Genomic DNA, 26,901 nt, shown 5'->3' with positions numbered 1-26,901 from the left:
CCAGCCCCGCACCCCGCCACCCCGTCGGCAAACACCACCACAAAAAGGACAACCCCCGACCCAACGAGCCGAGGGAAAACCTTTAAATTCAAGCTGAGCCCGCGCGGCGCGGGAGGCGTCGGGCCGGGGCCTCCGCCGAGCCCACACCCCACAGGAGGGCGTCGGGTCGGGCGTCCGCCCAGGGCGTCGAGCCCGGCGTACCTCTGAGTCCGCGCGGCGCAGGAGGCGTCGAGCCGGGCCTCCGCCGAGCCCACACCCCGCAGGAGGGCGTCGGGTCGGGCCTCCGCCGAGCCCGCGCGGTGCGTGGCGGCGGCGGGCGCGCGGCGGTGCCCCGGAGCCGAGGCCGCTCCGGGGCACCTGTTCGTACGGTCCGCTACAGCGTGGCCGCGGCGGACTTGATCGCGGAGGCGAAGGTCGAGACCTCCGTGTAGACGCCCGGGTAGCCGGCGCGGGCGCAGCCCTCGCCCCAGCTCACGATGCCGACCTGGACCCACGCTCCGGCGTTGTCCTTGCGGAACATGGGGCCGCCGGAGTCGCCCTGGCAGGTGTCGACGCCGCCCTGGCTGTAGCCGGCGCAGATCTCCTCGGCGGGGACGAGGTCGCTGCCGTACGAGCTCTGGCAGGAGGCGTCGGAGACGAACGGCACGTTCGCCTTGAGCATGTAGCGCTGCTGCCCGCCGCCCTCACGGGCGGCGCCCCAGCCGGCCACCGTGAAGGTGCCGCTGTTGTACGCGGTGGTCTCGGCGATCTTCAGGTTGGGCAGCGAGGTGATCGGGCTGGCGAGCTTGATCAGCGCCCAGTCCTTGCCCTTGCCGTTGTAGCCGGGGGCCTGGAGGACCTTGGTGGACTTGACCTTGATCGCGCTGCTGCTCTGCAGGTCCACGACTCCGGCGGTGGCGGTGATGCTGGTGTTGTTGCCGGAGCCGCTCACACAGTGGGCCGCGGTGAGGACGACCTGCGGGGTGATCAGCGAGCCGCCACAGCCCATGGAGAGCCGGACCATCCAGGGGAACTCGCCCTGGGCGGCGCGGGTGCCTCCGACGACCGGGGCGGGAGCGGCGGAGGCGGTGGTGGGCTGGAGGCTGACGGCCGCCAGGACGACGGCGCCGGCCGCGGCGAGCTTCTGGAGCGCACGGACCATTCGGTTCTGATTCACGTGTCTGCCTTCTCTCATGGGGGGTTGCCTCGACAGGCGATGACATGCGCCCGTCAAGTCATGTCCGGATTATGGACAACTCTCAACTGCCGCCACAAGGAAGCCTTTTCAGCCACACCGCGTCGGACCGTAAAATGTGCCGCAGGGGGTCCCGTATGCCGAATCGTCAGGAGGGCGACCGCGTCGCCCACGGCTTTCCGCACCGCGCCGCCGTCGGGGCCTCGCTCACCGCGCTCTACCGGCGCCTCTCCCCCGACGGCGTGCACCGTTACCCGACGAGCGTGCCGCCCGCCGACGTGGCCCTCGGCGACGACGAGGACCTCCACCTCGGCACCCAGCGGGTGGCCCGCGCCCTGGTCCGGCACCTGCGGCTGCCCGAGGCGCGCCTGGTGGTGAGTTTCCGGCCGATGGAGCACGCGGCGGCCGTCGAGCTCGCCGCGGGACCCGAGTACTTCGTGGAACTGAACGACCGCTTCAGGACCCGCCGCAGGGACATCGGCGCGGCCCTCGCCCACGAGATCACCCATGTCCTGCTGCACCGGCTCGGCCTCGGCTTCCCCGGGACCGCGGAGAACGAGATCCTCACCGACGTGGTCACCACGTACCTGGGCGCCGGGTGGCTGCTGCTCGACGCGTACCGGCAGGACGGTGTGGAGAGCCAGAAGCTCGGCTATCTGACTCCGGAGGAGTTCGGCTACGTCCTCGCCAAGCGGGCCGGGGTGTTCGGCGAGGACCCGTCACCGTGGTTCACCAGCGCGGTGGCGTACGAGGCCTGGGTACGGGGCCGGGCCGAGGCCGAACGCGAGCGGGCGGCGCCGCCGCTCGCCGGGGCGGGCTGGGCCGAGCGCCGCAGGTACGGCTGGGAGCGGCGCCGGGGCCGGGCCGGCGAGGGCGCCCCGTACTCCTTCACCGGCGGGGCGCCCGCGACCGGTGTCTCGTTCCTCTGCCCGGTCTGCCGGCAGCGCCTGCGGATCCCGGCGGGCCGGGCGCTGAAGGCCCGGTGCGGGGTGTGCCGGACGGTGCTGGAGTGCGCCGGCTAGGGCCGGTCCGGCACGGTCCCTAGCTCTCCGAAGGGGCCTGCACCAGGCTCTTGTGGAAGTGGACGTCCTCGGCACCACCGGGGATGCCGAGCACCCGGCCGGTCTCGACGTAGCCGTGCCGCCGGTAGAAGTCCGGTGCCTGGAAGGTGAACGACGAGACGGTGGCGCGGTCGCAGCCGCGCCGCCGCGCCTCGTCCTCGGCGGCGCGCAGGAGCCGGCTCCCCCAGCCGTCCTGCCGGCTGTCCTCGCGGACCCACAGCATGTCGATGCCGAAGAGGCCGCTCCAGGTCCAGCCGGTGAGCCCGCCGATCAGCTCGCCGTTCGCGTCGACGGCCTTCACGGACAACTCGCCCTGGTCCTCGGGAGTGGTGTGCGTGGCCGCGAAGTTGAAGGCGTCGAGCCCCTGCTCCAGGGCCTTGGCGAGTGCGGTGTCCCCGTGGCCGACGCTGAGCGTCGCGCCGTCCCGACCGTGATCGTCATCGTGCGTCATGCGGCCCGATTCTGGCACAGGCGTACGAGCGGGCCATGGGCCGGAAGGGGGACGGGCGGAGCGGGTGCGGGCCGGAGGGAGGCGGGAGGTGGAGCGGAGAACGGGCCGGGGAGCGAGGCACAGGAGGCGGGGCGGGCGGTGGGCCGGGGAGTGAGGCACGGGAGAGGGGGCGGGGAGTCGGGCGGCGCGCGGGAGCGGGGGGTGGGAATCGATTTGCGCCAGGGCCGGACGGCGGGTCAGGGTCGGCTCATGAGCACGCTGTTCGACGCCATCCGTGACGGGGACGAGGACGGGGCCGTACAGGCCCTGCGGGACGGGGCCGACCCCGAGGGGCGGGAGGACGAGGAGACCGCGCTGTACCGGGCGGCCGTCGGCAACGAGGCCGGAATCGTGCGGGTGCTGCTCGCCGCCGGGGCGGATCCCGGCCGGGGCAGCGGCACGGACGGCGACGATCTGCCGCTGTGCGGCGCGGCGGTCGGCGGGCACACCGAGGTGGTACGGGCCCTGCTCGCGGCGGGCGCCGCGCCCGACCAGGAGGAGGCGTACGGCTTCACGGCCCTCGCCTGGGCCCTGCGGCTCGGCCACACCGACACGGCGCGGCTGCTCCTCGAGTACGGGGCCGACCCCGACCGGCGCGGCCCCGACGGGATCCTGCCGCTGGTAGCCGCCGCCCGGCGCGGCTCCACCGGCTGCGTACGGGCGCTGCTCGACCACGGGGCGAACTCCCGGGAGGCCGCGCTGCGGGAGGCCCGGCGCTGGATCGGCGTCGACATGGCGGCCGAACTGCGGCGCGGACTCGTCGCGGGGAACGAGGGCGGCCAGACGTACGAGGCGGTGGTCCGCCGGGTCCGCGAGGACGGCGGGGTGACGGTGGTCGTCGAGCTGCTGCGGGAGGACGGCGCGCCCGGCCGGGGCGACGACCGCCAGACCGGGCACGCGGCGATCGCCACGCTCATCGAGGCGGCACTCGGGCTGCACACCTCGCACGAGGAGCTGGCGGCGCGGGCGTTGCGCTGCGGTGATCCGGAGCTCGACGACTGGACGACCGCGGTGGCCGAACTCGCCGGCCGGGCCGACGAGGAGACGTTCGTGGCGGCCGCGGCGTGGTGCGCCTACCGCGACCCGCTGCGCCGGGCGCTGGGCGCGCGGGTGCTCGGCGCCCTGCCGGGCTTCGCGCCGAGCGCGGTCCCGGTGCTGCGCCGGCTCGCGGCGGAGGTGACGGTGGCGGGGCCGCCGCGGGATCCGGGACCCGCGGGGCGCGGGCGGATTCCGTCCGCGCGGGAGCCGGGGTCTTCGCCGGTGCCGGCGCGGGAGCCGGTGCTCGCGGTGGTGACGGCGCTCGGGGAGTGCGGGGACCCGGCGGCCGTGCCCGAACTCCTCGCCGCGGCCGGGCATCCCGACGCGGCCGTCCGGCGGGCGGTCGCGGGGGCCCTCGCCGGGATAGTGCCGGCCGGGCACCTGGAGGCGCTCGGGGTGCTGCTCGCGCTCAGCCGGGACGGGGACGCGCGGGTACGGGACTGGGCGACGCTGGCGCTCGCCGAACTGCCCGACGACACCCCTCTGGTACGGGAGGGGCTCGCCGAGCGGCTCGGCGACACCGATCCGGAGACGGCGGCGGAGGCCGCGCGGGGGCTCGCGATCCGTCAGGACCCGCGCGCGGTCGACGCGCTGGCCTCGGCCCTGGCGGACGGCGACCCGGAGGGCGCGGCGCGGGAGACGGCGCTCGCCGCTCTGGAGTACGTCCACGATCCCCGGGTCAGGACCCGGCTGGAATGGACGTCGCCGCGCCGCGCCTGATCTGTTCGGGCGTGCCTCAGCAGCCGTAGTCGATCAGGTCGAAGGACGCGTAGTGGTCGGACGTGTAGTAGTCCTCCTGCGCCGAGTCGCCGGTCACGATCCGGCGGGCGCCGCGGGTGGAGGACCCGGGGGTCTTGACCGTGTACTCGTGGTAGTAGCCGAGCGAGTGGGCCGGCAGGATCCGCTCCCGGTTCTGGAAGACGGAGCCGTCCTGGCTGTACGGGAAGGGGCCGCCCGCGTCGATCAGACGCAGGGTCGTGTACGCCTGGCTGGGGAGGTCGGAGTAGCAGATGTCCCCGACGGCCGCGGTGGCCGCGACCGAGGTCACGACGGCGGGGGGCGCGGGGGCCGGGGCGGCGGCGGTGGCGGGGGCACCGAGGAGGAGGGAGGAGACGAGGGCGGCGGCGACACCGCCGGCGAGGGTGAATCGAGGGCGGATTCGCATGGCTGAGATTTTGACGCGCGTAGATCCGGCCGGGAAGGCGAACTCCCTTCAATTCGCCGGACGTTAACTCCTTGCCCGCGAACGTGCGGATCCCGTGTACGCGGGAGTGACCGGGGGCCCGCGGGGAACGCGGGCCGGCGGCCGGGCTCGCGTCGCGCGTGGCCGGGGAACGCCCGGCGGCCGTCGAAGCCCCTCGGACTCCGACGGCCGACACGCGAGCGGGAGCGGGTCTCGGCCGCGGCTGACACGCGAGCGGGAGCGGGTCTCGGCCACGGCAGACACGCTCCTACGGGCGGGCCTCAGCCGCGGCCGCCCGCCGGGAGCCGCAGGCTGAGCAGGGCCGCCGCGCCGTACGCGGCGAGGACCCACGGCATCGCCGCGCCGAGCGAGAGGCCGGCGAACCAGGCCGTTCCGATGACCGCCGCGCCGAGCGCGCCGCCGAACTGCTGGGCCGTGGAGAAGACTCCGGACGCGCCGCCCGCGAGCTCGGCCGGGGCGGTCGACAGGACGATGCCGACGAGCGGGACGACGAGGCCCTCACCGCCGCCGGCCGGGATTCCAGCGCCGCCTCCGTCGCCTTCCACTCGGCGGTCGCCGCGCAGCAGGACCTGGGCGCCACCGAGACCAAGACGCTCGACCTGCTGCAGCGGCACGGCGCCCTCACCGCCAAGGAGCTCGCCGAGCACTCCGGCCTCGCCCCCGCCTCCGTCACCGGGCTCGTCGACCGCCTGGAACGCAAGGGGTTCGTCCGCAGGGTGAAGCACCCGACGGACAAGCGCCGGGTGCTCGTCGAGCCCTGCCCCGAGAAGCTGGCCGAACTCGCCCCCCTCTTCGACGACTGGGCACGTGAGGTCCACGAACTCTACGAGGAGTTCACGACCGAGGAACTGGCGACGATCACCCGTTTCCTGACCGGGGCGACCGCACGCCAGCGCGCCGCGACCAAACGCCTCACGGAGTAGCAGGGCGCAGCTCAGGCCCCGTACACCGGGCGCGCCGGCTCAAGCCCCGTACACCGGGCGCGGTGGCTCCGCCTCCGCCAGGAGGCGCCGGGCCGTCTCCCCCGCCTCCGCCGGGGTCCGGCGCGCGCCCTTGTCGGCCGTCGGGCCCGGCCGCCAGCCCTCCATGACGGTGAGGCGGCCGCCCTCGGCCTCGAAGACCCTGCCGGTCACGCCGTCCGATGCGGCCGAGCCCAGCCACACCACGAGCGGCGACACGTCCTCGGGCAGCGCGTCCAGACCGTCGAAGACCCGCTCGGTCATCCGGGTCCTGGCCGCCGGGGCGATCGCGTTGACCTGGACCCCGTACCGGGCGAGCTCGGCCGCCGCGACGAGGGTGAGGCCGACGATCGCGGCCTTGGCCGCCGCGTAGTTGCCCTGCCCGACGCTGCCGAGGAGTCCGGCGCCCGAGGTGGTGTGGACGACCCGCGCCACCGGCGCCCGTCCGGCCTTCGCCTCGGCCCGCCAGTACGCGCCCGCGTGCCGCAGCGGCAGGAAGTGGCCCTTGCCGTGGACCCGCATGACCGCGTCCCAGTCCGCCTCTTCGAGGTTCACGAGCATCCGGTCGCGCAGGAAGCCCGCGTTGCTGACGAGGGTGTCGAGCCGTCCGTAGGTGTCGAGGGCGGTCGCGACCAGCGAGGCGGCGCCCTCGGTGGTCGCGATGTCGCCGCCGTGGGCGACGGCCTCACCGCCGGCCGCCCTGATCTCCGCCACGACCGCGGCCGCCGGACCGTCCGGCCCGGGGCGGCCGTCCAGACCGACCCCGAGGTCGTTGACGACGACCCGGGCGCCCTCGGCGGCGAAGGCGAGCGCATGCGCCCGGCCGAGCCCCCGGCCCGCTCCCGTCACGATCACCACTCGCTCGTCACACAGACCCATCTCGGCTCTCCTTGTTGGCGGTTGCGACATCCAGGAAGGCGGGGCGCTCCCCGCCGCCGTGCACGAGCAGCGAGGCCCCCGACACGTAGGCCGCCCGGCCGGAGGCGAGGAAGACGGCGGCCTCCCCGATCTCGTCCGGCGTGGCGAGCCGGCCCAGCGGTACGGTCCGGCCGACGGCGGCGATCCCGGCCTCGTCGCCGTAGTGGAGGTGGGACAGTTCGGTCTCCACCATGCCCAGGACCAGGGTGTTGACCCGTACCTCGGGTGCCCATTCGACGGCCATCGAGCGGGCGAGGTTCTCCAGGCCCGCCTTGGCCGCGCCGTAGGCGGCCGTGCCCGGGGAGGGCCGGGTGCCGCTGACGCTGCCGATCATGACGACGGCGCCGTGCGAGGCCCGGAGGAGCGGGTGGGCGGCGAGGCTGACGGCGAGCGGGACGGTGAGGTTCAGCTCGACCACCCGTGCGTGGCGTTCCGCGTCGCCCTCCCCCAGGAGGCGGTACGGGGTGCCGCCCGCGTTGTTGACGAGCGCGTCGAGCCGTCCGTACCGCGCGGCGAACTCGGTGAGGAACTCCCTGACGGCGGTGGGTTCCCGCAGGTCGACGGGGTGGAACTCGGCGGTGCGGCCGGCCGCTTCGACCGGCGCGTCCGGGGGTCTGCGGGCACAGACGGCGACCCGGGCGCCGGCCCGCAGAAAGGCGCGGGCGATGCCCGCGCCGACGCCTCGGGTTCCGCCGGTGACGAGCACGACCCTCCCGTCCAGCTCCATCGGCTGCTACCTTCCTCCTCGAGAGGGTACCTAACAAACGTTTGGTGGAAAGGTAGCTGATCCACTCATGGGTGTCTGCACCTCGCGCCCCACTCCGGGCGTGGCCCTGGTCACCGTCGACTTCCCACCCGTCAACGCCCTTCCCGTGAAGGGCTGGTACGCGCTCGCCGACGCCGTCCGCACGGCGGGCCGCGACCCCGAGGTCCGCTGCGTCGTCCTCACCGCCGAGGGCCGCGGCTTCAACGCGGGCGTCGACATCAAGGAGTTGCAGCGCGACCCCGGGCACACCTCCCTGATCGGCGCCAACAGCGGCTGCGCCGAGGCCTTCGCCGCCGTGTACGAGTGCGAGGTGCCGGTCGTCGCCGCGGTCGCCGGACACTGTCTGGGCGGCGGCATCGGGCTCGTCGGCAACGCCGACGCGATCGTCGCCGCCGAGGACGCCGTCTTCGGACTGCCCGAGCTGGACCGGGGCGCGCTCGGCGCCGCCACCCATCTGGCGCGGCTCGTGCCCCAGCACCTCATGCGGGCGCTCTACTACACCGCGCGGACCGCGACCGCCGCCGAACTCCACGCCCACGGCTCGGTGTGGCAGGTGGTGCCGCGCGCGGGACTGCTCGACGCGGCCGTCGGTCTGGCCGGGGAGATCGCCGCGAAGGACGGCAGTCTCCTGCGGCTCGCCAAGGCCGCGCTCAACGGCATCGACCCCGTGGACGTCCGGCGCAGCTACCGCTTCGAGCAGGGCTTCACCTTCGAGGCCAATCTCAGCGGGGTCGCCGACCGGGTCCGCGACACCTTCGGGAAGGAGAGCTCCCCGTGAACCGGAGGGCGGAGAAGACGGACAAGGTGATGAGCCCCGAGGAGGTCGTGGGCCGGCTCCGCTCCGGCATGACGATCGGGATCGGCGGCTGGGGCTCGCGGCGCAAGCCGATGGCCCTGGTCAGAGCGCTGCTCCGGTCCGAGATCGGCGATCTCACGGTGATCTCGTACGGTGGCCCCGACATCGGCCTGCTCGCGGCCGCCGGCCGGATCCGGCGGCTCGTCGCGCCCTTCGTGACCCTGGACTCCGTCCCCCTCGAACCGCACTACCGGGCCGCCCGCGAACGCGGCGCCCTCGAACTCACCGAACTCGACGAGGCGATGTTCATGTGGGGGCTGCACGCCGCCGCCAACCGGCTGCCCTTCCTGCCGGTGCGGGCCGGCCTCGGTTCCGACGTCATGCGGGTCAACCCGGGCCTGCGGACCGTCACCTCCCCGTACGAGGACGGCGAGGAGTTCGTCGCCGTGCCCGCGCTGCGGATGGACGCCGCACTGGTCCACGTCAACCGCGCCGACCGGCTCGGCAACGGCCAGTACCTCGGCCCCGACCCGTACTTCGACGACCTGTTCTGCGAGGCCGCCGACTCGGCGTACGTCTCCTGCGAGCGGGTGGTGGACTCCTTCGGGCCGGACACCGTGCCGCAGACCCTCCTCGTCAGCCGCCACAGCGTCACGGGCGTCGTCGAGACCCCGAACGGGGCCCACTTCACCTCCTGTGTCCCCGACCACGACCGCGACGAGCCGTTCCAGAAGCTCTACGCGACCACCCCCTGGCCCGAGTTCGCCGAACGCTTCCTCTCGGGCAAGAGCGAGGACGACTACCAGGCGGCCGTCCAGGCCTGGCACAAGGAGCAGCGGAAGTGACGACGGACGCGACGACGACGGCGACCGGCCGGGCCGACTACTGCGTGATCGCCTGCGCGGAGGCCTGGCGCGACAACGGCGAGGTGCTCGCCAGCCCCATGGGCCTGATCCCCTCCTTCGGCGCCCGCCTGGCCAAACGCACCTTCTCCCCCGACCTCCTCCTCACCGACGGCGAGGCCCTGCTCGTCGGCCTCGACGGGCGGCCCGAGGGCTGGCTGCCGTACCGCAGGCACCTCACCATGGTCACCGGCGGCAGGCGGCACGTGATGATGGGCGCCAGCCAGATCGACCGGTACGGCAACCAGAACATCTCCTGCATCGGCGACTGGGAACGACCGGCCCGGCAGCTCCTCGGCGTCCGCGGCGCGCCCGCCAACACGCTGAACAATCCGGTGAGCTACTGGATCCCCAAGCACTCGCCCCGGGTCTTCGTCGAGCGGGTCGACATGATCTGCGGTGTCGGTTACGACCATGCCGTCGGGCCGTACCACCGTCTCCCCCGGGTGGTGACGGACCTCGCCGTCCTCGACTTCGAGACGCCCGACCACGCGATGCGGCTGGTGTCGGTGCACCCGGGCGTCACCGTCGACGAGGTCCGGGCGGCCACCGGCTTCGACCTGGTGATCGGCACGGACGTGCCGGACACCCGTGAGCCCACCGCCGAGGAACTCCGGCTGATCCGCGAGGTCATCGACCCGGGCGGGCTGCGGAACCGCGAGGTCAGGTCCTGATGGAGACCGCCCTGACCAAGCTGGTCGGCGTCCGCCACCCCCTCGTGCAGACCGGGATGGGCTGGGTCGCCGGGCCCCGGCTCGTCTCCGCCACCGCGAACGCGGGCGCGCTCGGGATCCTCGCCTCCGCCACGATGACCGTGGAGGAACTCCGCGCCGCCGTCCGCGAGGTGAAGTCCCGCACCGACCGGCCCTTCGGGGTGAACCTGCGCGCCGACGCCGGGGACGCCCGCGAACGGGTCCGGATCATCGTCGACGAGGGCGTACGGGTCGCCTCCTTCGCCCTCGCGCCGTCCCGGGACCTGATCGCCGAGCTGAAGGACGCCGGGGTCGTCGTGATCCCCTCGGTCGGCGCCCGGCGGCACGCCGAGAAGGTCGCCGGCTGGGGCGCGGACGCGGTCCTCGTCCAGGGCGGCGAGGGCGGCGGCCACACCGGCGAGGTCGCGACGACCGTCCTGCTGCCGCAGGTGGTGGACGCCGTCGACATCCCGGTGATCGCCGCCGGCGGCTTCCGCGACGGGCGGGGGCTGGTCGCCGCCCTCGCCCACGGGGCGGCGGGGATCGCCATGGGCACCCGCTTCCTGCTGACCTCCGACTCGACCGTTCCGGAGGCCGTGAAGGCCCGCTATCTGGCGGCCACCGTCAAGGACGTCACCGTGACGACCGCGGTCGACGGGCTGCCGCACCGCATGCTCCGTACCGACCTCGTCGCGTCCCTGGAGAACGCGGGGCGGGTACGGTCCCTGGCCCGGGCGGTGCGCCGGGCGGCCGGCTTCCGCCGGATCTCCGGGCTCTCCTGGCCCGCGATGATCCGCGACGGACTGGCCATGCGCCACGGCAAGGACCTCTCCTGGAGCCAGGTCCTGCTCGCCGCGAACACCCCGATGCTGCTGCGGGCGTCCATGGTGGAGGGCCGCACCGACCTCGGCATCATGGCCGCCGGTCAGGTCGCGGGAGTCATCGACGACCTGCCCGGCTGCGAGGAACTGGTCACCCGGATCATGGCGGAGGCCGCGCAGGTCCTGCGGACGCTGCCGCACCCCGACGGGTGACTCCGACGGGTGCCCCGGAGAAGACGATCCGGAGAGCGACCCCGACGGGCGACCGGTGACGTGATCCGGAGGAACGACCCCCACGGGCGACCCGGTGAAGCGATCCGGAGGAACGACCCCCACGCCGCACCACCCACCCTCGACCCTCAACCCCCTTGAGCCGCAAAGGAGTCCGGCCGTGCACCTGTCTCGACGCGCGCTGCTCACCGCCACCGGCGCCACCGCCCTGCTCGGCGCCCTGCCCACGGAGGCGGTCGCCCGCCCCCGGTCCCCACAGGCGCCCCCGATCCGGCAGATCCCGCTCCAGGGCGCCGTCAACGTCCGTGACCTCGGCGGCTATCCCACGTACGACGGGAGCCGGGTCCGGTACGGCCGCGCCTACCGGGGCGACCACCTCGCCAAGCTCACCGACGCGGACCTGACCACACTCGCCGGACTCGGCCTCGGCACCGTGGTCGACCTGCGGATCCCCCTGGAGGTCGGCTACGACGGCGCCGACCGGCTCCCTGCCGGTGCCGTCCCGGTCCCCCGGCCCGTCACCGACAACGGCCTGTTCGGACAGCTGCTCACCGCGATCGGCTCACGCGACCCGGTGCGGCAGGAGGAGATGCTGGGCGGTGGACGGGCCGCCGCGTTCATGCGCGAGGTGTACCGGACCTTCGTCACCGACCCCGCGAACCGGGCCGCCTTCGCGGCGACCCTGCGGGACCTGGCCGACCCCCGCCGGGGACCGCTGCTCCTGCACTGCACCTCGGGCAAGGACCGCACCGGCTGGACCGGCTGGCTGCTGCTCACGCTCCTCGGCGTGCCCGACTCCCTCGCCCGCGCGGACTACCTGGCGTCCAACACCTTCCGCGCCACGTACGACGCACGGGTGCGGGAGGGATTGAAACAGGCCGGGCTCATGCAGAACCCGGCCCTGATCATTCCGCTCCAGGAGGTGCGGGCGGAGTACCTCGACACCGCCCTGGAGCAGCTGCGCTCCTCTTACGGGAGCGTGTTCCGTTACGTGTCGGACGGCCTCGGCCTGGAGTTCCGCGAGCTGCTGGCGCTGCGCGAACGGCTGGTGGCCGGGGCCTGACGCCCGGAGCGGGCGGCACCTGCTCCGGCGCCCGCGGCGGCACCGCGTCCGCCGCCCGTGCCGGAGCCGGCGCCCCGGCCGCCGCCGGACGCGCGGCCCGAGCCACCGGCGGAACCGGCGGTACGGCCCGCGGAGCCCGCCGTACGGCCCGAGGAGGCGGCGGCGCGGCCCGAGGCCGTGCCCGCTGCTCCGGAACGGCCCGAGCCCGTGCCCGTACCGGCCGTGCCTCCGGCCGCGGCGGGACGGCGGCGCCGGCCCGCGGAGCGGCCGCCGCCGGCACCGGAGCCGGACCCGGCCGGCTTGCGCGGCTGGGTCGGCTGCGGGGTCTCGACGACGACCGGGACGCCCGAGGGCTCCCGCGCGCCGGTCAGCTCGACGAGCTGCTCGTCGCTGGACTTGATCTGCGCCGTACGGGGGCTGATGCCCGCGTTCGACATCAGACGGCCCATGTCGCGCTTCTGCTCGGGCAGGACCAGGGTGAAGACGCTGCCGGACTCGCCGGCGCGGGCGGTGCGGCCGCCGCGGTGCAGGTAGTCCTTGTGGTCCATCGGCGGGTCGACGTTGACGACCATGTCGAGGTCGTCGACGTGGATGCCGCGCGCGGCCACGTTCGTGGCGACGAGCGTGGTGACCTGACCGCTCTTGAACTGGTCGAGGGTCCGGTTGCGCTGCGGCTGCGAGCGGCCGCCGTGCAGGCCGGAGGCTCGTACTCCGTTGGCGAGGAGCCGCTTGACCAGCCGGTCCACGGACCGCTTGGTGTCCAGGAAGAGGATCGTCCGGCCGTCGCGGGCCGCGATCCGCAGCGTGACGGCCTTCTTGTCGGTCTCGTCCGCCACGTACAGGACGTGGTGCTCCATGGTGGTGACCGCGCCGGCCGACGGGTCGACCGAGTGCACGACCGGGTCGTCGAGGAACATCTTGACCAGGCGGTCGATGTTCCGGTCGAGGGTGGCCGAGAACAGCAGGCGCTGCCCGCCCGGCTCGACCTGCTTCAGCAGCTTCGTGACCTGGGGCAGGAAGCCCATGTCGGCCATCTGGTCGGCCTCGTCGAGGACGGTGACGGCGACCTGGTCGAGACGGCAGTCGCCGCGGTCGATCAGGTCGTGGAGCCGGCCGGGCGTGGCGATGAGGATCTCGGCGCCGCGCCGCAGCGCGGACGACTGCCGGCTGATCGACATGCCGCCGACGACGGTGGTGATGCGGAGCCGCAGCGCGGAGGCGTACGGGGTGAGCGCGTCGGTCACCTGCTGCGCGAGCTCGCGGGTGGGCACCAGGACGAGCGCGAGCGGCGCGCCGGGCTCGGCGCGGCGGCCGGCCGAGCGGGCCAGGATCGCGAGTCCGAACGCGAGGGTCTTGCCGGAGCCGGTACGCCCCCGGCCGAGCACGTCACGGCCGGCCAGCGAGTTCGGGAGGGTCGCGGCCTGGATCGGGAACGGCTCCGTGACGCCCTGCTCGCCCAGGGTCCGCAGCAGGCCCTCGGGCATGTCGAGGTCGGCGAAGGCGGCCACCGCGGGCAGGGCGGGCGTCACCGTCTCCGGCGGCGTGAACTCGCTCGGCGGCGGGGGCGCGGAGGGACGGCGCCCTCCGCGGGAGGCCTTCGGCTGTGACGTGGACTTCGCCTGGGCGGTGCGGGGGCTGCGCTTGTGGGGGCGTTCGGAGCGGGTCATGCGTGCCTTTCTGGCCGGTGCTCGCGGCACAGCCAGGGCCCGCACCTGCACGGTGCGGGCCCCGGCTGCTCTACCCGGAACACGCGATACGGGCCCCGGCTGTTTTTCCCGGAACGCGCGGTACGAGCCCCGGATGTCTCTACCGGAACAATAGTGCGCCCCGGAACCTTCCCGCCCCTCCCGACCGATGCCCGGACGGATCAGACCTGACCAGGAGGGTGTGACGTGGGCGACCTCACAGCGGAACGGCGCCGGATCACCGCCCCGGTCACAGCCTTTCGATGATCGTGACGTTCGCCTGGCCACCGCCCTCGCACATGGGCCCCTCCCCCACCGGCCAGCCTCGCACCACTCGGCCCCAGGGGGCCTCCCGGGCTTCGGGCGGCTGCGCCTGCCTCCGGCAGGACGGTCCGGCCACCCCGCCGTCGCCGGTCACAGCCTTTCGATGATCGTGACGTTCGCCTGGCCACCGCCCTCGCACATGGTCTGGAGGCCGTAGCGGCCTCCGGTGCGTTCCAGTTCGTGGAGGAGGGTCGTCATCAGCTTGGCGCCGGTCGCGCCGAGCGGGTGGCCCAGGGCGATCGCGCCGCCGTTGACGTTGACGCGGGCGGGGTCGGCGCCGGTCTCCTTCAGCCAGGCGAGGACGACCGGTGCGAAGGCCTCGTTGATCTCGACGAGGTCGATGTCGTCGATGGTCAGGCCGGTCTTCTTGAGCGCGTGGGCGGTCGCGGGGATCGGCGCGGACAGCATCCTGATCGGGTCCTCGCCGCGCGCCGAGAGGTGGTGGATCCGGGCCCGGGGGGTGAGCCCGTGCTCCCGTACGGCCCGCTCGCCGGCCAGGAGCAGCGCCGCCGCCCCGTCGGAGACCTGGGAGGAGCAGGCGGCGGTGATGGTGCCGCCCTCGACGACCGGCCGGAGCCCGGCCATCTTCTCCGCGCTGGTGTCGCGGCGCGGCCCCTCGTCGACGGTGACGTCGCCGTACGCCACGGTCTCCCGCGCGAAGCGGCCGTCGTCGATCGCGCGGAGCGCCCGCTCGTGCGAGCGGAGGGCGAACTCCTCCTGGTCGCGGCGGGTGATCCGCCATTTCTCGGCGATCAGCTCGGCGCCGTGGAACTGGTTGACGGGCGCGTCGCCGTACCGGGCGCGCCAGCCCTCGCTGCCGTGGAAGGGGCCGCCGGTGAGGCCGAGGGGTTCGGCGGCCTGCCGGGAGGCGAAGGCGATGGGGATCATGGACATGTTCTGGACGCCGCCGGCGACGACGAGGTCCTGGGTGCCGGACATCACCGCCTGGGCGGCGAAGTGCACGGCCTGCTGGGACGAGCCGCACTGGCGGTCGACGGTCACTCCGGGGACCTCTTCCGGGAGGCCCGCGGCCAGCCAGGCCGTACGGGCGATGTCGCCGGCCTGCGGCCCGACGGTGTCGAGGCAGCCGAGGACGACGTCGTCGACGGCGGCCGGGTCGATGCCCGCCCGGAGGACGAGGGCCTTCAGGGCGTGGGCGGCGAGGTCCGCCGGGTGGACGGCGGAGAGTCCGCCTCCTCGGCGCCCCACGGGCGTGCGGACCGCTTCGACGATGTAGGCCTCGGGCATGGCGACTCCTCCGGTGGGTCGGACGGGACGCACGGGGCGGGTGCCGGGACCGTGCGTCGTCAGGTGCGTACGGCGATTCCGTCCAGGACCATGGACAGGTACTGGCGGGCGATCTCCTCGGGGCTGTGCAGTCCGCCCGGCCGGTACCAGGACGCGGCGACCCAGACGGTGTCGCGGACGAACCGGTAGGTCAGGCGGACGTCCAGATCGGCGCGGAAGACCCCGGCGGCGACCCCGCGTTCCAGGGTGCCGAGCCATGCCTTCTCGAACGTGCGCTGCGAGTCGGTGAGGTACTGGAAGCGGGGCTGGTCGGTGAGGTGCCGGGACTCCTTCTGGTAGATGGCGACGGCGGCGCGGTGCCGGTCGATCTCGCGGAAGGACTCGGTGACGAGGGCCTCGATGGTCTCGCGGGGCCCGAGTCCGGCGTCGAGGACGGCGTCGTATCCCTCCCAGAGCTCGTCGAGGAAGGTGGAGAGGATCTCGTCGAGCATCGACTCCTTGGAGTCGAAGTGGTAGTAGAGGCTGCCGGCGAGCATGCCGGCGGCGTCCGCGATCTTGCGGACGGTGGTGGCGTTGTACCCCTGGGCGGCGAACACCTCGGCCGCCGTGTCGAGGAGTTCACGGCGCCGCTCGGGCCCGCCGCTCACCGGGGTCTTCTTCTTGCTCGTCGAGCTCTGGGGAGTGTTCGGCACACGTCCATTCTGGTCCCCTACGGGTGCTGGCTGCTGACGGAGACCGTCTCGCCGGTCATGTAGGAGGAGTACTCGCCGGCGAGGAAGACGATGACGTTGGCGATCTCCCAGGGCTCGGCGTGACGGCCGAAGGCCTCGCGCGCGGTCAGCTCGTCGAGGAGTTCGGTGGTGGTGACCTTGGCCAGGTGGGGGTGCATGGCGAGGGACGGCGAGACGGCGTTGACGCGGACGCCGTACGCGGCGGCCTCGACGGCCGCGCAGCGGGTGAGGGCCATGACGCCGGCCTTGGCGGCGGCGTAGTGGGCCTGGCCTGCCTGGGCGCGCCAGCCGACGACGGAGGCGTTGTTGACGACGACACCGCCCGTGCCGGTGCCGGAGCCGGAGCCGGAGCTGTCACCGGAGCCGGTGGCCGCTTCGCGGAAGTGGCGGAGGGCCGCGCGGGTGCAGCGGAAGGTGCCGCCGAGGGTGACGTCGAGGACCCGGTTCCACTGCTCGTCGGTCATGTCGGCGAGCTCGGCGGTGCCGCCGAGGCCGGCGTTGTTGACGGTGATGTCCAGGCGTCCGTGGAGCCGTACGGCGGTGTCGTACAGCGCCTGGACCTGGGCCTCGTCGGTGACGTCGCAGGGCTGGGAGGCGACCGCGTCCGCGCCGAACTCGGCGGCGAGCGCGGTCTCGGTCTCCTTGAGGCGCCGGGTGTGCGCGTCGCTGACGAGGACGCGGGCGCCCTCCTCCAGGAAGCGGCGGGCGGTGGCGCCGCCGATGCCGGCTCCGGCGGCGGCGGTGATGACGGCGGTGCGCCCGGCGAGGAGTCCGTGGCCCTTCACGTAGGGCGGTGCGGGGGGACGGGTCATGGGCGCGGCTCCTTCGGGAGGCCGAGCACCCGCTCGGCGATGATGTTCCGCTGGATCTCGCTGGATCCGGCGTAGACGGTGTCGGCGCGGGAGAAGAGGAACAGCCGCTGCCAGTCGTCGAGTTCGTACGGGGCTCCGGCGGCCAGCGTGGCGGCGGGGCCGCACACCTCGAGGGCGAGTTCGCCGAGGTCGCGGTGCCAGTGGGACCAGTACAGCTTGGCGGCGGAGGGGTCGGTGCCGCGCAGGGCGCCGGCGCGGAGCGCCTCCAGGCCGGCCCAGGCGCGGGTGAGGCGGTCGCGGATGTCGGGGTCGGCGGCGGCGCCGTTGCGGCGGGCGAGGGCGACGAGGGCGTCGAGTTCGCGGCGGAAGCCGACCTGCTGGCCGAGGGTGGAGACGCCGCGTTCGTAGCCGAGGGTGGCCATGGCGATCCGCCAGCCGTCGCCGGGCGCGCCGACGACGTTCGCCGCGTCGGTGACGGCCCCGTCGAAGAACACCTCGTTGAACTCGCTGGTGCCGGTGAGCTGGACGATGGGCCGGATCTCGACGCCGGGCCGGTCGAGGGGGACGAGGAGGTACGAGAGCCCGGCGTGGCGCCGTGAACCGGGTTCCGTCCGGGCCAGGACGAAGCACCACTGGGACTCGTGGGCGAGGGAGGTCCAGATCTTCTGCCCGTTCACCACCCACCGGCCGTCCTCCAGGGTGGCGCGGGTGCGGACGGCGGCGAGGTCGGAGCCGGCGCCGGGTTCGCTGTAGCCCTGGCACCAGAGTTCCTCGACGGCGCGGATCGGGGGCAGGAAGCGGGCCTTCTGCTCCTCGGTGCCGTGGTCGATGAGCGTGGGGCCGAGGAGCTGTTCGCCGATGTGGTTGACGCGGGCGGGGGCGTCGGCGAGGGCGTACTCCTCGTGGAAGGCGATCTGCTCCTCGATGCTCGCGCCGCGCCCGCCGTGCTCCTCGGGCCAGCCGACGCAGGTCCAGCCGTGGGCGGCCAGGTGCCGCTCCCAGGCGAGGCGTTCGGCGAAGGCCTCGTGCTCGCGGCCGGGTCCGCCGCGCCCCTTGAGGGCGGCGAAGGAGCCGCTGAGGTGGGTCTTCAGCCAGCCCCGTATCTCCGCCCGGAACTCCTCGACGCTGCTCATGGCCGTACGTTAACCTACCAAACACTTGTTAGGGAACGGGTGAGGGCGGGGTGACCGATGGATCTCTCGTACACGCGGACCGAGGAGGCCTTCCGGGCGGAGGCCCGGGAGTGGCTGCGGGACCATGTCCCCGCCGAGCCGCTGCCCTCCCTCGAGACGGCCGAGGGCTTCGCCGCCCACCGCGCCTGGGAGGCCGAACTGGCCGCCGCCCGCTGGTCGGTGGTGTCGTGGCCCGAGGAGTACGGGGGCCGGGGCGTCGACCTCGGCCGGTGGCTGCTCTTCGAGGAGGAGTACTGGGCGGCGGGGGCGCCCGGCCGGGTCTCGCAGAACGGCGTCCAGCTCCTCGCGCCCACCCTCTTCGACCACGGCACGGCGGAACAACGCGCGCGCGTGCTGCCGTCGATGGCGACCGGCGCGACGATCTGGGCGCAGGCCTGGTCCGAGCCCGAGGCCGGCTCCGACCTGGCGTCCCTCACCTCGCGCGCGGTCCGCACGGACGGCGGCTGGCTGCTCTCCGGCCAGAAGACCTGGTCCTCCCGGGCCGCCTTCGCCGACCGGGCCTTCGGCATCTTCCGCAGCGACCCCGAGGCGGACCGGCCCCACCGGGGCCTGACCTACGTCATGTTCGACCTGCGGGCGCCGGGGGTGACCGTCCGGCCCATCGGCCGCCTCGACGGGAAACCGGCCTTCGCCGAGTTGTTCCTCGACGAGGTGTTCGTCCCTGACGAGGACGTGATCGGGGAGCCGGGCCAGGGCTGGCGGATCGCGATGTCCACGACGGGCAACGAGCGCGGACTGATGCTCCGCTCCCCCGGCCGTTTCCTCGCCGCCGCCGACCGGCTCGTCCGGCTCTGGAGGGCGGAGGGCGACCCGGCGGACCCGGCGCTGCGGGACCGGGTGGCGGACGCGGTGATCGGGGCACGGGCGTACCAGCTGTTCACGGCGGGCGCGGCGGCCCGGTCGGCGACAGGGGCACCGTCGGGGGCCGAGTCCAGCCTCAACAAGGTCTTCTGGTCGGAGTACGACCTGGCCCTGCACGAGACGGCGCTGGACCTGCTGGGCCCGGACGGCGAACTCGCGGACGGCGCGTGGGCCGAGGGGTACGTCTTCTCCCTCGCGGGCCCCCTCTACGCGGGCACCAACGAGATCCAGCGCGACATCATCGCCGAGCGGCTGCTCGGCCTCCCGAAGGGGCGCCGCTGATGACCTTCCTGCCGACCGAGGAACAGCGCGCCTTCGCCCGCTCCCTGGACGCGCTGCTCACCGCCGCGGACACCCCGGCGGCCGTACGGTCCTGGGCGGGCGACGACCCCGCCCCGGGGCGGGCGCTGTGGGGACGGCTCGCGGAGGCGGGGGTGTGCGCGCTCGCGGTCCCGGAGGAGTACGGGGGAGCGGGCCCGCTCCCGGTCGAACTCGCCCATGCCTTCGTCGAGCTGGGCCGCCACGCGGTGCCGGGCCCGGTGGTGGAGACGGTGGCGACGGCGGTGCTCCTCGGGGAACTGGCGCGACTGGGCGACCCGGGCCCGGCCGAACGCCTCCTGCCGGCCCTGGCGGCGGGCGAGCGGACGGCGACGCTGGCGATCGCGGGGACGGAGGCCGTACGGCACTCCGTCCCGTACGCGCTGGACGCCGACCGGGCGGACACGGTGCTCCTCGTACGCGGCGAGGAGCTGCGGCGGGCGCCCGGTCACGGGCCGGTCCGGGTCTCCGCCGACCCCGCGCGCCGGCTCGCCCGCCCGGAGCCCGGCGGTGAACTGCTCGCCGAGGGCCCCGCGGTGGCCGTCGCGGCCGGGCAGGCCCGGCGCTGGGCGATGCTGGCGACGGCCGCGCAGTCGCTGGGCGTGGGCCTGGCGCTGCTCGACCGGACGGTGGCGTACGCCCGGCAGCGCTCCCAGTTCGGCACCCCGATCGGCGCGTTCCAGGCGGTCAAGCACCGGCTGGCGGACACGCTGCTCGCCCTGGAGTTCGCGCGGCCGCTGCTGTTCGGGGCGGCGGTGACGATGACGCCCGGGGACCTGGCCGCGGCCAAGGCGGCCACGGGTGAGGCCGGGTACACGGCGGCGCGCACCGCCCTCCAGGTCCACGGCGCGATCGGCTACACGGAGGAACTGCCCCTGTCCCTGTGGCTCCGCAAGGCCCGCCCCCTGAGGGACGCCTGGGGCGACCCGGCCACCTGCCGGGCGGCGGTCCTCGGCGCGTACTCCTGACCGGGCCGTGACGCCCCGCCGAACGGGCTCATGACACCCGGCGGGGCGGGCTGTCGTCGTTGCCGCGGCGGAACGTGCGGGCCGGGCGCCCGGCGGACCAGGTGCGGACGACGAGCTCGTCGCCGTCCACCCAGGTCCGTACGACCTCGGTGGGGTCCACCCGGAAGAGGTGGAACGGCTGGGGCTCGCCCGCGTCGGCGACGTACCGGGCGACGGTCTCCGGGTCGGTGACCTCGACCGCCCGCCCGGAGACGCGGACGTCCCCGCCGCCCATGCCGGTGCCCGCTCCCAGGTTGGCGAGGAGGCTGAGCCGGGGGTCGCGGCGCAGGTCGTGGGCCTTGCGGGAGCCGGGCATCATGCCGAGCCAGAGCTCGCCGAAGCGGAAGCCCACCTCGATGCCGCTGAGCCGGGGCGAGCCGTCCTCGCGCACGGTGGCGAGGGCGTGGTGGGTGTACTGCCCGAAGCGCTCGCGCACGGTCTCGGCGAACGCGGGTTCGGCGGCCTCGAAGGCCGACCAGGTGGTTCCGGTTCCGGTGTCTCCCATGCGTCCAGGAAACACCGGATGCCCGACACCCACTGTCCGGACTACTCCGTACGTCTCGGGATCAGGGCGCCACGAGTCAGGAGCCGGGAGCCATGGGCAGGAGCCAGGGGCCGGGAGCCAGGGCCGGAAGCCAGGGCCAGGGGCCGGGAGCCGGGGGCCGGGATCAGGAGGTGGCGGCGCGCTCGGCGGCGCTGCGCTCGACGCAGAACTCGTTGCCCTCCGGGTCGCCCAGGGTCGCCCAGCCGGTGCCGTCCGGGTTCCGGCGGTCGTCGAGGAGGGTCGCACCGAGGCCGAGCAGCCGCTCGATCTCCTCGTCACGGGTGCGGTCCTGCGGCTGGAGGTCGAGGTGGACGCGGTTCTTGCCCGCCTTCGCCTCGGGGACCTGGATGAACAGCAGGCCGGCCCCGGGCGTCTCGACGAGCGCCTCCTCGTCGCCCGGCTCGTCCTCGTCGGAGACCTTGGAGTCAAGGACCTTCGCCCAGAAGCCGGCGAGGGCGTAGGCGTCGGCGCAGTCAATGGTCACGTGTCGTACCAGAGAAGTCATGGGCGTCATGATCGCCCACGGCCGCGACCGCGGGCCACCGGATTCCCCCTCGCTCGGTCGGCGGTGGCGAGTTCCCTCCCCTCGCTCTCCGCCACGAGCGCGGCGAGGGAGGAACGGGCGCCCTGGAGGTCGTGGATCTGCTCGTCGATCGCGTCGAGCCGGGCGACCAGCATCGGGCTGAGACAGGGCTCGATCTCCGCCTCGCTGCCGCAGACGCAGTCGAGGACCTCGGCGATGACCCGGGTCGGCAGTCCGGCACCGAGCAGGGCCCGGATCCGGCGCACGACGGCGGGGGCGTCGGGGCCGTACACCCGCTGCCCGCCGGGGGTGCGCTCCGAGGCGAGGAGGCCCTGCTCCTCGTAGTAGCGGAGCAGCCGGACGCTCACCGCGGTCTCGCGCGCCAGCTCACCGATCTTCATGTGACCCCCCTCACATTCGCCCGTGCGCGCTTGAACCTCACATCCGTGTGAGCTCCTACGGTCCGAGCATGACGAACGACACGAACGCCTCGGACACGACGATATTCCAGCTCGGTGGCGACCTCCCGGTCCGGCGGGTCGGCTACGGCACGATGCGACTCGCCGACGGCCCCGGCGACCCGAGCGGCCCGGAGGCCCGCATCTGGACGGCTCCGGCCGACCGGACGGCGGCGGTCGCGCTGCTGCGGACGGCCGCCGAGGCGGGCGTGACCCTCTTCGACACGGCCGACGCGTACGCCCTCGGGGCCGGGGAGGAGCTGCTCGCCGAGGCCCTGCGTCCGTACGGCGAGGGGGTCGCCGTGGCCACCAAGGTCGGCGTGGTCCGGCCCTCCCCCACCGAGTGGGTGCCGCTCGGGCACCCCGCCTATCTGCGCCAGCAGGCCGAGCTGAGCCTGCGCCGGCTGCGCACCGAGCGGATCGACCTGCTCCATCTGCACCGCATCGACGAGAACTTCCCGGTCGCCGAGCAGATCGGCGCCCTGCGGCGGCTCCAGGAGGAGGGCAAGGTCCGGCACATCGGCCTGTCGGAGGTGACGGTCGCCCAGCTGGCGGAGGCCGAGGCGGTCGCGCCGATCGCGGCCGTGCAGAACCTCTACAACCTGGCGAACCGCGACCACGAGGCCGTCGTCGAGCACACCGCCGGACGCGGGATCGCGTTCGTCCCCTTCTTCCCGGTCGCCATGGGCGGACACGCGGGCCCGGACGGACCGGTCGCCCGGGTCGCCCGCGAGATCGGCGCCACCCCGTCGCAGACGGCCCTGGCCTGGCTGCTGCACCGGGCCCCGCACATCCTCCCGATCCCGGGCACGACCTCGGCCGCGCATCTCGTGGAGAACCTGGGCGCGCTCGACCTCGCCCTCACCGAGGAGCAGTTCGCCCGGCTCGGCGAGGAGGTGGGGGAAGCCGCCTCATGACCGGACGATGCCCTGCCGTCGGGCCGCGGCGAGCCAGCCGGGGAACTCGGAGACGAGCCTGTCGTACAGCTCCGCGTCGGGGATCCCGCTCGGGTCCTGACCCGCGTGGAAGAAACCGGAGTTGTCGACGGGCCGCCTCGCCGGCACGTCCAGCTCGTCGAGGCGGCGCAGGAACTCGAACTGCCGGCTGCTCGGGTCGCCGAAGCCGATGAACTGCCAGAAGATCGGCAGCCGGGCCGCCTTGCACACGTACCGCTCGGCCGCGAGCTTGTTGATCGGCCCGCCGTCGGTCTGGAAGACGACGAGCGCGGGCGCGGTGGAGCCGCTGTCGAGGTAGTGGTCGATGACGGCGTCCATGGCCAGGTGGTAGCTGGTCTTCCCCATGTGCCCGAGCCCGGCGACGATCCGGTCGATCCGGCCGGCGTGGTCGTCGAGCCTGATCTCGGTCTCGGCGTCGATGTCGGTGGAGAAGAACACGACGGGCACCCGCCCGTCGTCGTCGAGCTGCGCGGAGAGCCCCAGTACCCGGTCGGCCAGGGCCTGGACGGCGCCGCGGGAGTAGTACGGCTTCATCGACCCCGAGTAGTCGACGACGAGATAGACGGCGACGCGCTGCCCGTCGATCCCGTGCCGTCGCAGCGACTCGCCCGCCTGCTTGTAGAGGCTGACGAGCGCGGGCGCGGTCTCCTCGACCTTCCGCAGACTCAGTGCCATGGACCCTCTCCCTCCGGGCCGCCCGCCGCGTCCCGCTCCACTTGCTCGATGTCCGCGAGCATGGCGTCGGCCAGATCGCGCTCGGCGGTGTAGTACCGCTCGGCCCAGGTGAGGGTGAGCCGGGGGTACGCCCAGGCCTCGTCCGCCGACGCGTCCGCCGCGTCGGCCTCGGCGCGCTGCCGCATGGTCTCGGCGTACTCCCGGTGCGCGGCGAGGACCTCCCGCATCCGCTCGGGTTCGAGGAGATGGCCGAGCCAGAGCCGGAGCATCGGCCCGTGCTTGAGGGCGGGGGGGTCGAGCGGGCCGGTGCGGGCCCAGAGCCGGACGGCGGCGAGGCCCTCGTCGGTGATCCGGTAGACGCGCTTGTCGCGCGAGCCGGCCTCCGGGGCGACCAGCCGCGAGCCGGCGTATCCGGCCTTCTCCAGGCGTTTGAGCTCGCTGTAGATCTGACTGAAGGACGGGCTCCAGTAGAAGAGCCCCACGGACCGGTCCGACCACTTCTTGAGGTCGTAGCCGGACAACTCCCGCCCGAAGGAGAGCAGTCCGAGCACGGCCCAGCTGGTCGCCGGTAGCGCCGGCACGGTCTCTTCGTCCGCCACGGTCGGCAGTCTACGGCCCTTCCCTCCCTCACCTATGCCTGCTAGAAGTATTTCGATTAGGCATACTCGCTGTCCCTTCTCCGGGAGGAGCACCCCGTGAAGTTCTCCATGATCTTCGAAGCACAGCTCGTCGACCCGACCCCCGCCCGCGAACACCGTGTCCTCCACGACTGCGTCGAACAGGCCGTCCTCGCCGAGGAGATGGGCTTCGACCGGATCTGGGCGGTCGAGCACCACTCCCTCACCCAGTACGCCCACATGAGCGCCTCCGAGATCTTCCTGACCTGGGTCGCCGCCCGCACCCGCACGATCCGCGTCGGCCACGGCGTGGTCACCATGCCCTTCGGCTACCAGCACCCCGTCCGGGTCGCCGAACGCGCCGCCATGCTCGACGTGCTCTCCGGCGGCCGGGTCGACATCGGCGCCGGACGGGGCGCCACCCGCCAGGAGATGCGGATGTTCGGGGTGCGCCCCGAGGACACCACGCCGCAGACGGAGGAGGCCCTGCGGATCCTCGCCGCCGCGTGGCGCGAGCCGGAGTTCGAGTGGCACGGCTCGCTCGACATCGGCCCCGGCGCGATCCTGCCCCGCCCGGTCCAGCACCCGCACCCGCCGCTCTTCATGGCCTGCTCGCAGCACGCGTCGCTCCGGCAGGCGGCCGAACTCGGCATCGGAGCCCTGGTGATGGGGTTCGCGGGCGCCGACGACGTCCGCGCGATGCGCGCGGTGTACGACGAGGCGCTCGCCGACCGGGACGGATCCCGGTTCGTCTCCACCGAGGTCAACGACCACTTCTCCGCCCTCTGCCCGACCGTCGTCCTGGACGACGCGGACCGCGCGCTCCGGCTCGGCACCCGGGGCCAGCGCTTCTTCGCCGAGTCGATCGCCCACTGGTACGGCGGCGCGCCCGCGCCCACCGGCTACGCGGAGGACGAGGACCACGCAGGGGCGCTCGCCCGTGAACGGGACGAGCTGATCGCCCGCCTGCACGAGGCGAACGTCCCCGCCCGGCCGGTCGACACCGGCACCTACAACACCGACCACGCGTACGGGGACGCCGCCACGGCCATCGCGTACGTCGAACGGCTCAGGGAGATCGGCGTCGACGAGGTGATGTGCCTGATCCAGATGGGAACCGTGCCGCAGGAGGCCTGCCTGGAGACCATCCGCCAGTGGGGCACGAAGGTCATCCCGCACTTCCGGGCCCTGGACGCGGCCGCGTGAGCGCCCTGGACGGCAAGGTCGTGATCGTGACGGGCGCGGCACGCGGCCAGGGCGCCGCCGAGGCCCGGCTCCTGGTGGCGGCCGGGGCGCGGGCCGTCCTCACCGACGTACGGGAGGAGGAGGGCCGATCGGTGGCGGCGGACCTCGGCCGGGCGGCGGTCTTCGTCCGCCACGACGTGACGTCGGCGGACGGGTGGCGCACGGTGACGGACACGGCGGTCGCCACGTACGGCGGGATCGACGGGCTCGTCAACAACGCGGCCCTCTGGCGGACGGCCCCGGTGGAGTCGGAGACCTACGAGAACTTCGAACTGCTCCTCCGGGTCAACCTGTTGGGGCCGTTCCTCGGCATCCAGGCCGTGCTGCCCGCGCTCCGCGAGGCGGGCGGCGGATCGATCGTGAACGTGTCGTCCACGGCGGGCCGCGTGGGCGTCCCCGGCCACGCGGCGTACGGAGCGGGCAAGTTCGGCCTGCGCGGGCTCAGCCGCTCGGCCGCACGCGACCTCGCGCCGTACGGCGTCCGGGTCAACTCGGTCCACCCGGGCGCCGTCGACACCCCCATGACGACGGCGGTCGCGGACCGGGACTGGTCGCACGTCCCCCTGGGCCGGATGGGCCGCCCGGAGGAGGTCGGGGACCTGGTCGCGTTCCTGCTCTCGGAGGCGTCCTCGTACGTGACGGGCGCCGAGTTCACGATCGACGGAGGACTCACCGCATGACGACGACCGACGCACGGCCCGCCGACCCCCTCACGCCGGCCGCCCGCGCGCTCTGCGACGCGATGTCGGCGGCCTTCCCGCGCCCGGAGGCGGGCGCGGAGGCGCTGAGGGCGGCGGCAAGGGCGCACCTCGGCGAGATCCCCCCGGCCCCGGCCGCCTCGGCGCACGGCGTTCCCGTACGGCTCTACGAGGGGCGGGAGGACCTCGTCGTCGTCTTCGCCCACGGCGGCGGCTGGGTCCTGTGCGACCTGGACACCCACGACCGCACGTGCCGCGCGCTCGCCGCCCGTACCGGCGCCACCGTCGTCTCCGTCGGCTACCGGCGTGCGCCGGAGCACCGCCACCCGGCGGCCGAGGACGACGTGTGTACGGCCCTGGGGTGGGCGGCGGACCGGTACCCGGGCCGCCCGCTGGTCCTGGCGGGCGACAGCAGCGGAGGGAACCTGGCAGCGGCGGCGGCCCTGCGCGCCCGCGACGGAGGCGGCCCGCCCCTGGCGGGCCAACTCCTCTTCTACCCGGCCCTGGACCACCGCCTGGAGGGACGGTCGGCCCGCGACTTCGCGGAGGGCTACTTCCACACGACGGCACACATGCGCTGGTACTGGCAGCAGTACGCGGGCCCCGGAGGCGACCCGGCCGCCGCCTCCCCCGCCCTGGCGGCCGACGTCTCGCACCTCCCCCCGACCCTGATCGTCCTCGCCGACTGCGACCCCCTCCGCGACGAGGGCCTCGCCTACGCCCGCCGCCTCTCCACTACGGGCGTCCGGACCGAGGTCCACCTGCACACGGGCATGTTCCACGGCTTCCTGGCCGGCACGGGCGCACTGCCGGAGGCGGACGCGGCACTGGAGGGGGCGGCGGCGTGGCTGAGGACCGTGTCCCCGTGAGAGCCCTCCACGCGCTGTGACG

Annotated in this window: 29 protein-coding genes and 1 pseudogene; 15 read left to right on the top strand and 15 right to left on the bottom strand. The window is 74.2% G+C overall.

Annotated features, from left to right (window positions below; all coding sequences use genetic code 11):
• Positions 1-373: 373 nt before the first annotated feature.
• Positions 374-1,141 (bottom strand): serine protease, encoded by a 768-nt coding sequence (locus ACFQ79_RS18350; protein ID WP_319309671.1) that lies wholly within the window; start codon positions 1,139-1,141, stop codon positions 374-376.
• Positions 1,142-1,311: 170 nt separating this feature from the next.
• On the opposite strand from ACFQ79_RS18350, the gene ACFQ79_RS18345 reads away from it, so the two are divergent.
• Positions 1,312-2,196 (top strand): hypothetical protein, encoded by an 885-nt coding sequence (locus tag ACFQ79_RS18345; RefSeq protein WP_383584550.1) that lies wholly within the window; start codon positions 1,312-1,314, stop codon positions 2,194-2,196.
• 19 nt (positions 2,197-2,215) lie between these two features.
• On the opposite strand, the gene ACFQ79_RS18340 is transcribed toward ACFQ79_RS18345, so the two are convergent.
• Positions 2,216-2,686 carry a GNAT family N-acetyltransferase gene (locus ACFQ79_RS18340; protein WP_383584547.1) on the bottom strand — a complete coding sequence of 157 codons (471 nt, stop codon included), beginning with the start codon at positions 2,684-2,686 and terminating at the stop codon, positions 2,216-2,218.
• A 249-nt stretch (positions 2,687-2,935) separates the two neighbouring features.
• Between ACFQ79_RS18340 and ACFQ79_RS18335 the strand changes: the two genes are divergently transcribed.
• Complete coding sequence (locus ACFQ79_RS18335; protein ID WP_383584544.1) at positions 2,936-4,483, top strand: ankyrin repeat domain-containing protein; 1,548 nt, start codon at positions 2,936-2,938, stop codon at positions 4,481-4,483.
• Positions 4,484-4,499: 16 nt separating this feature from the next.
• Here ACFQ79_RS18335 and ACFQ79_RS18330 read toward each other — a convergent pair whose 3' ends face one another.
• Positions 4,500-4,928 (bottom strand): ribonuclease domain-containing protein, encoded by a 429-nt coding sequence (locus ACFQ79_RS18330; protein WP_383584542.1) that lies wholly within the window; start codon positions 4,926-4,928, stop codon positions 4,500-4,502.
• 443 nt (positions 4,929-5,371) lie between these two features.
• Here ACFQ79_RS18330 and ACFQ79_RS18325 point away from each other — a divergent pair.
• Positions 5,372-5,653: pseudogene (locus tag ACFQ79_RS18325) on the top strand (MarR family transcriptional regulator); the annotation flags it as partial.
• Positions 5,654-5,683: 30 nt separating this feature from the next.
• On the top strand, positions 5,684-5,890 hold the full coding sequence (locus ACFQ79_RS18320; protein ID WP_383584540.1) for a hypothetical protein: 207 nt from the start codon (positions 5,684-5,686) through the stop codon (positions 5,888-5,890).
• A 39-nt stretch (positions 5,891-5,929) separates the two neighbouring features.
• Here the strand turns inward: ACFQ79_RS18320 and ACFQ79_RS18315 are convergent, their stop codons facing one another.
• Positions 5,930-6,805, bottom strand: a complete 876-nt coding sequence (locus ACFQ79_RS18315) for an SDR family oxidoreductase (protein WP_383584538.1) — start codon at positions 6,803-6,805, stop codon at positions 5,930-5,932.
• Positions 6,792-7,571 carry an SDR family oxidoreductase gene (locus tag ACFQ79_RS18310; RefSeq protein ID WP_383584536.1) on the bottom strand — a complete coding sequence of 260 codons (780 nt, stop codon included), beginning with the start codon at positions 7,569-7,571 and terminating at the stop codon, positions 6,792-6,794. The genes ACFQ79_RS18315 and ACFQ79_RS18310 overlap by 14 nt, the downstream gene beginning before the upstream one ends.
• 67 nt (positions 7,572-7,638) lie before the next feature.
• On the opposite strand from ACFQ79_RS18310, the gene ACFQ79_RS18305 reads away from it, so the two are divergent.
• From ACFQ79_RS18305 to ACFQ79_RS18285, 5 genes are all read left to right on the top strand, one after another.
• Positions 7,639-8,388 (top strand): enoyl-CoA hydratase family protein, encoded by a 750-nt coding sequence (locus ACFQ79_RS18305; RefSeq protein ID WP_383584534.1) that lies wholly within the window; start codon positions 7,639-7,641, stop codon positions 8,386-8,388.
• A gap of 29 nt (positions 8,389-8,417) precedes the next feature.
• Positions 8,418-9,251, top strand: coding sequence for a CoA transferase subunit A (locus ACFQ79_RS18300; protein ID WP_383584561.1), 834 nt, complete (start codon positions 8,418-8,420; stop codon positions 9,249-9,251).
• Positions 9,248-9,982, top strand: coding sequence for a CoA-transferase subunit beta (locus ACFQ79_RS18295; protein ID WP_383584532.1), 735 nt, complete (start codon positions 9,248-9,250; stop codon positions 9,980-9,982). The genes ACFQ79_RS18300 and ACFQ79_RS18295 overlap by 4 nt, the downstream gene beginning before the upstream one ends.
• Positions 9,982-11,034, top strand: a complete 1,053-nt coding sequence (locus ACFQ79_RS18290) for an NAD(P)H-dependent flavin oxidoreductase (protein WP_383584530.1) — start codon at positions 9,982-9,984, stop codon at positions 11,032-11,034. The genes ACFQ79_RS18295 and ACFQ79_RS18290 overlap by 1 nt, the downstream gene beginning before the upstream one ends.
• A gap of 178 nt (positions 11,035-11,212) precedes the next feature.
• On the top strand, positions 11,213-12,115 hold the full coding sequence (locus ACFQ79_RS18285) for a tyrosine-protein phosphatase (protein WP_383584528.1): 903 nt from the start codon (positions 11,213-11,215) through the stop codon (positions 12,113-12,115).
• On the opposite strand, the gene ACFQ79_RS18280 is transcribed toward ACFQ79_RS18285, so the two are convergent.
• From ACFQ79_RS18280 to ACFQ79_RS18260, 5 genes are all read right to left on the bottom strand, one after another.
• Complete coding sequence (locus tag ACFQ79_RS18280; RefSeq protein ID WP_383584526.1) at positions 12,040-13,782, bottom strand: DEAD/DEAH box helicase; 1,743 nt, start codon at positions 13,780-13,782, stop codon at positions 12,040-12,042. The two genes, ACFQ79_RS18285 and ACFQ79_RS18280, sit on opposite strands and share 76 nt — an antisense overlap.
• A 432-nt stretch (positions 13,783-14,214) precedes the next feature.
• Positions 14,215-15,372 carry an acetyl-CoA C-acetyltransferase gene (locus tag ACFQ79_RS18275; protein ID WP_383584524.1) on the bottom strand — a complete coding sequence of 386 codons (1,158 nt, stop codon included), beginning with the start codon at positions 15,370-15,372 and terminating at the stop codon, positions 14,215-14,217.
• Positions 15,373-15,431: 59 nt separating this feature from the next.
• The gene (locus tag ACFQ79_RS18270) at positions 15,432-16,064 is read right to left on the bottom strand and encodes a TetR/AcrR family transcriptional regulator (protein WP_383584522.1); all 633 of its coding nucleotides are present in this window, start codon (positions 16,062-16,064) and stop codon (positions 15,432-15,434) included.
• Between the two features lie 17 nt (positions 16,065-16,081).
• Positions 16,082-16,915, bottom strand: coding sequence for an SDR family oxidoreductase (locus ACFQ79_RS18265; protein WP_383584520.1), 834 nt, complete (start codon positions 16,913-16,915; stop codon positions 16,082-16,084).
• Positions 16,912-18,048: an acyl-CoA dehydrogenase family protein gene (locus ACFQ79_RS18260; protein ID WP_383584518.1), complete on the bottom strand. Its 1,137-nt coding sequence runs from the start codon at positions 18,046-18,048 to the stop codon at positions 16,912-16,914. The genes ACFQ79_RS18265 and ACFQ79_RS18260 overlap by 4 nt, the downstream gene beginning before the upstream one ends.
• 57 nt (positions 18,049-18,105) lie before the next feature.
• Between ACFQ79_RS18260 and ACFQ79_RS18255 the strand changes: the two genes are divergently transcribed.
• Together ACFQ79_RS18255 and ACFQ79_RS18250 are read left to right on the top strand one after the other, a co-directional pair.
• Complete coding sequence (locus ACFQ79_RS18255) at positions 18,106-19,251, top strand: acyl-CoA dehydrogenase family protein (RefSeq protein ID WP_383584515.1); 1,146 nt, start codon at positions 18,106-18,108, stop codon at positions 19,249-19,251.
• Positions 19,251-20,255, top strand: a complete 1,005-nt coding sequence (locus ACFQ79_RS18250; protein ID WP_383584513.1) for an acyl-CoA dehydrogenase family protein — start codon at positions 19,251-19,253, stop codon at positions 20,253-20,255. The genes ACFQ79_RS18255 and ACFQ79_RS18250 overlap by 1 nt, the downstream gene beginning before the upstream one ends.
• Positions 20,256-20,283: 28 nt before the next feature.
• On the opposite strand, the gene ACFQ79_RS18245 is transcribed toward ACFQ79_RS18250, so the two are convergent.
• The 3 genes from ACFQ79_RS18245 to ACFQ79_RS18235 all read right to left on the bottom strand — a co-directional run bounded on the left by ACFQ79_RS18245 (position 20,284) and on the right by ACFQ79_RS18235 (position 21,762).
• Positions 20,284-20,799: a pyridoxamine 5'-phosphate oxidase family protein gene (locus tag ACFQ79_RS18245; RefSeq protein ID WP_383584511.1), complete on the bottom strand. Its 516-nt coding sequence runs from the start codon at positions 20,797-20,799 to the stop codon at positions 20,284-20,286.
• Between the two features lie 163 nt (positions 20,800-20,962).
• A complete protein-coding gene (locus ACFQ79_RS18240; RefSeq protein WP_383584509.1) occupies positions 20,963-21,343 on the bottom strand; it encodes a VOC family protein in 381 nt (126 codons plus the stop codon).
• Between the two features lie 5 nt (positions 21,344-21,348).
• On the bottom strand, positions 21,349-21,762 hold the full coding sequence (locus ACFQ79_RS18235; protein ID WP_383584506.1) for a MerR family transcriptional regulator: 414 nt from the start codon (positions 21,760-21,762) through the stop codon (positions 21,349-21,351).
• Between the two features lie 68 nt (positions 21,763-21,830).
• On the opposite strand from ACFQ79_RS18235, the gene ACFQ79_RS18230 reads away from it, so the two are divergent.
• The gene (locus ACFQ79_RS18230) at positions 21,831-22,736 is read left to right on the top strand and encodes an aldo/keto reductase (protein ID WP_383584504.1); all 906 of its coding nucleotides are present in this window, start codon (positions 21,831-21,833) and stop codon (positions 22,734-22,736) included.
• Here the strand turns inward: ACFQ79_RS18230 and ACFQ79_RS18225 are convergent.
• Positions 22,731-23,450, bottom strand: a complete 720-nt coding sequence (locus ACFQ79_RS18225; protein WP_383584502.1) for a VWA domain-containing protein — start codon at positions 23,448-23,450, stop codon at positions 22,731-22,733. The genes ACFQ79_RS18230 and ACFQ79_RS18225 overlap by 6 nt on opposite strands.
• A complete protein-coding gene (locus ACFQ79_RS18220) occupies positions 23,441-24,049 on the bottom strand; it encodes a PadR family transcriptional regulator (RefSeq protein WP_383584500.1) in 609 nt (202 codons plus the stop codon). The genes ACFQ79_RS18225 and ACFQ79_RS18220 overlap by 10 nt, the downstream gene beginning before the upstream one ends.
• A 96-nt stretch (positions 24,050-24,145) precedes the next feature.
• On the opposite strand from ACFQ79_RS18220, the gene ACFQ79_RS18215 reads away from it, so the two are divergent.
• The 3 genes from ACFQ79_RS18215 to ACFQ79_RS18205 are packed head-to-tail and all read left to right on the top strand — an operon-like array spanning position 24,146 to position 26,879.
• Positions 24,146-25,273: an LLM class flavin-dependent oxidoreductase gene (locus ACFQ79_RS18215; protein WP_383584498.1), complete on the top strand. Its 1,128-nt coding sequence runs from the start codon at positions 24,146-24,148 to the stop codon at positions 25,271-25,273.
• The gene (locus ACFQ79_RS18210; protein WP_383584496.1) at positions 25,270-25,992 is read left to right on the top strand and encodes an SDR family NAD(P)-dependent oxidoreductase; all 723 of its coding nucleotides are present in this window, start codon (positions 25,270-25,272) and stop codon (positions 25,990-25,992) included. The genes ACFQ79_RS18215 and ACFQ79_RS18210 overlap by 4 nt, the downstream gene beginning before the upstream one ends.
• A complete protein-coding gene (locus ACFQ79_RS18205; RefSeq protein ID WP_383584494.1) occupies positions 25,989-26,879 on the top strand; it encodes an alpha/beta hydrolase in 891 nt (296 codons plus the stop codon). Before ACFQ79_RS18210 ends, ACFQ79_RS18205 begins: the two co-directional genes overlap by 4 nt.
• Positions 26,880-26,901 lie beyond the last annotated feature (22 nt).

The sequence above is a fragment of the Streptomyces sp. NPDC056480 genome, from assembly GCF_042795405.1.
Classification (GTDB): Bacteria; Actinomycetota; Actinomycetes; order Streptomycetales; family Streptomycetaceae; genus Streptomyces.
Note: the sequence above shows the minus strand (reverse complement) of the source record. Positions and strands in the feature narration are given on the sequence as shown.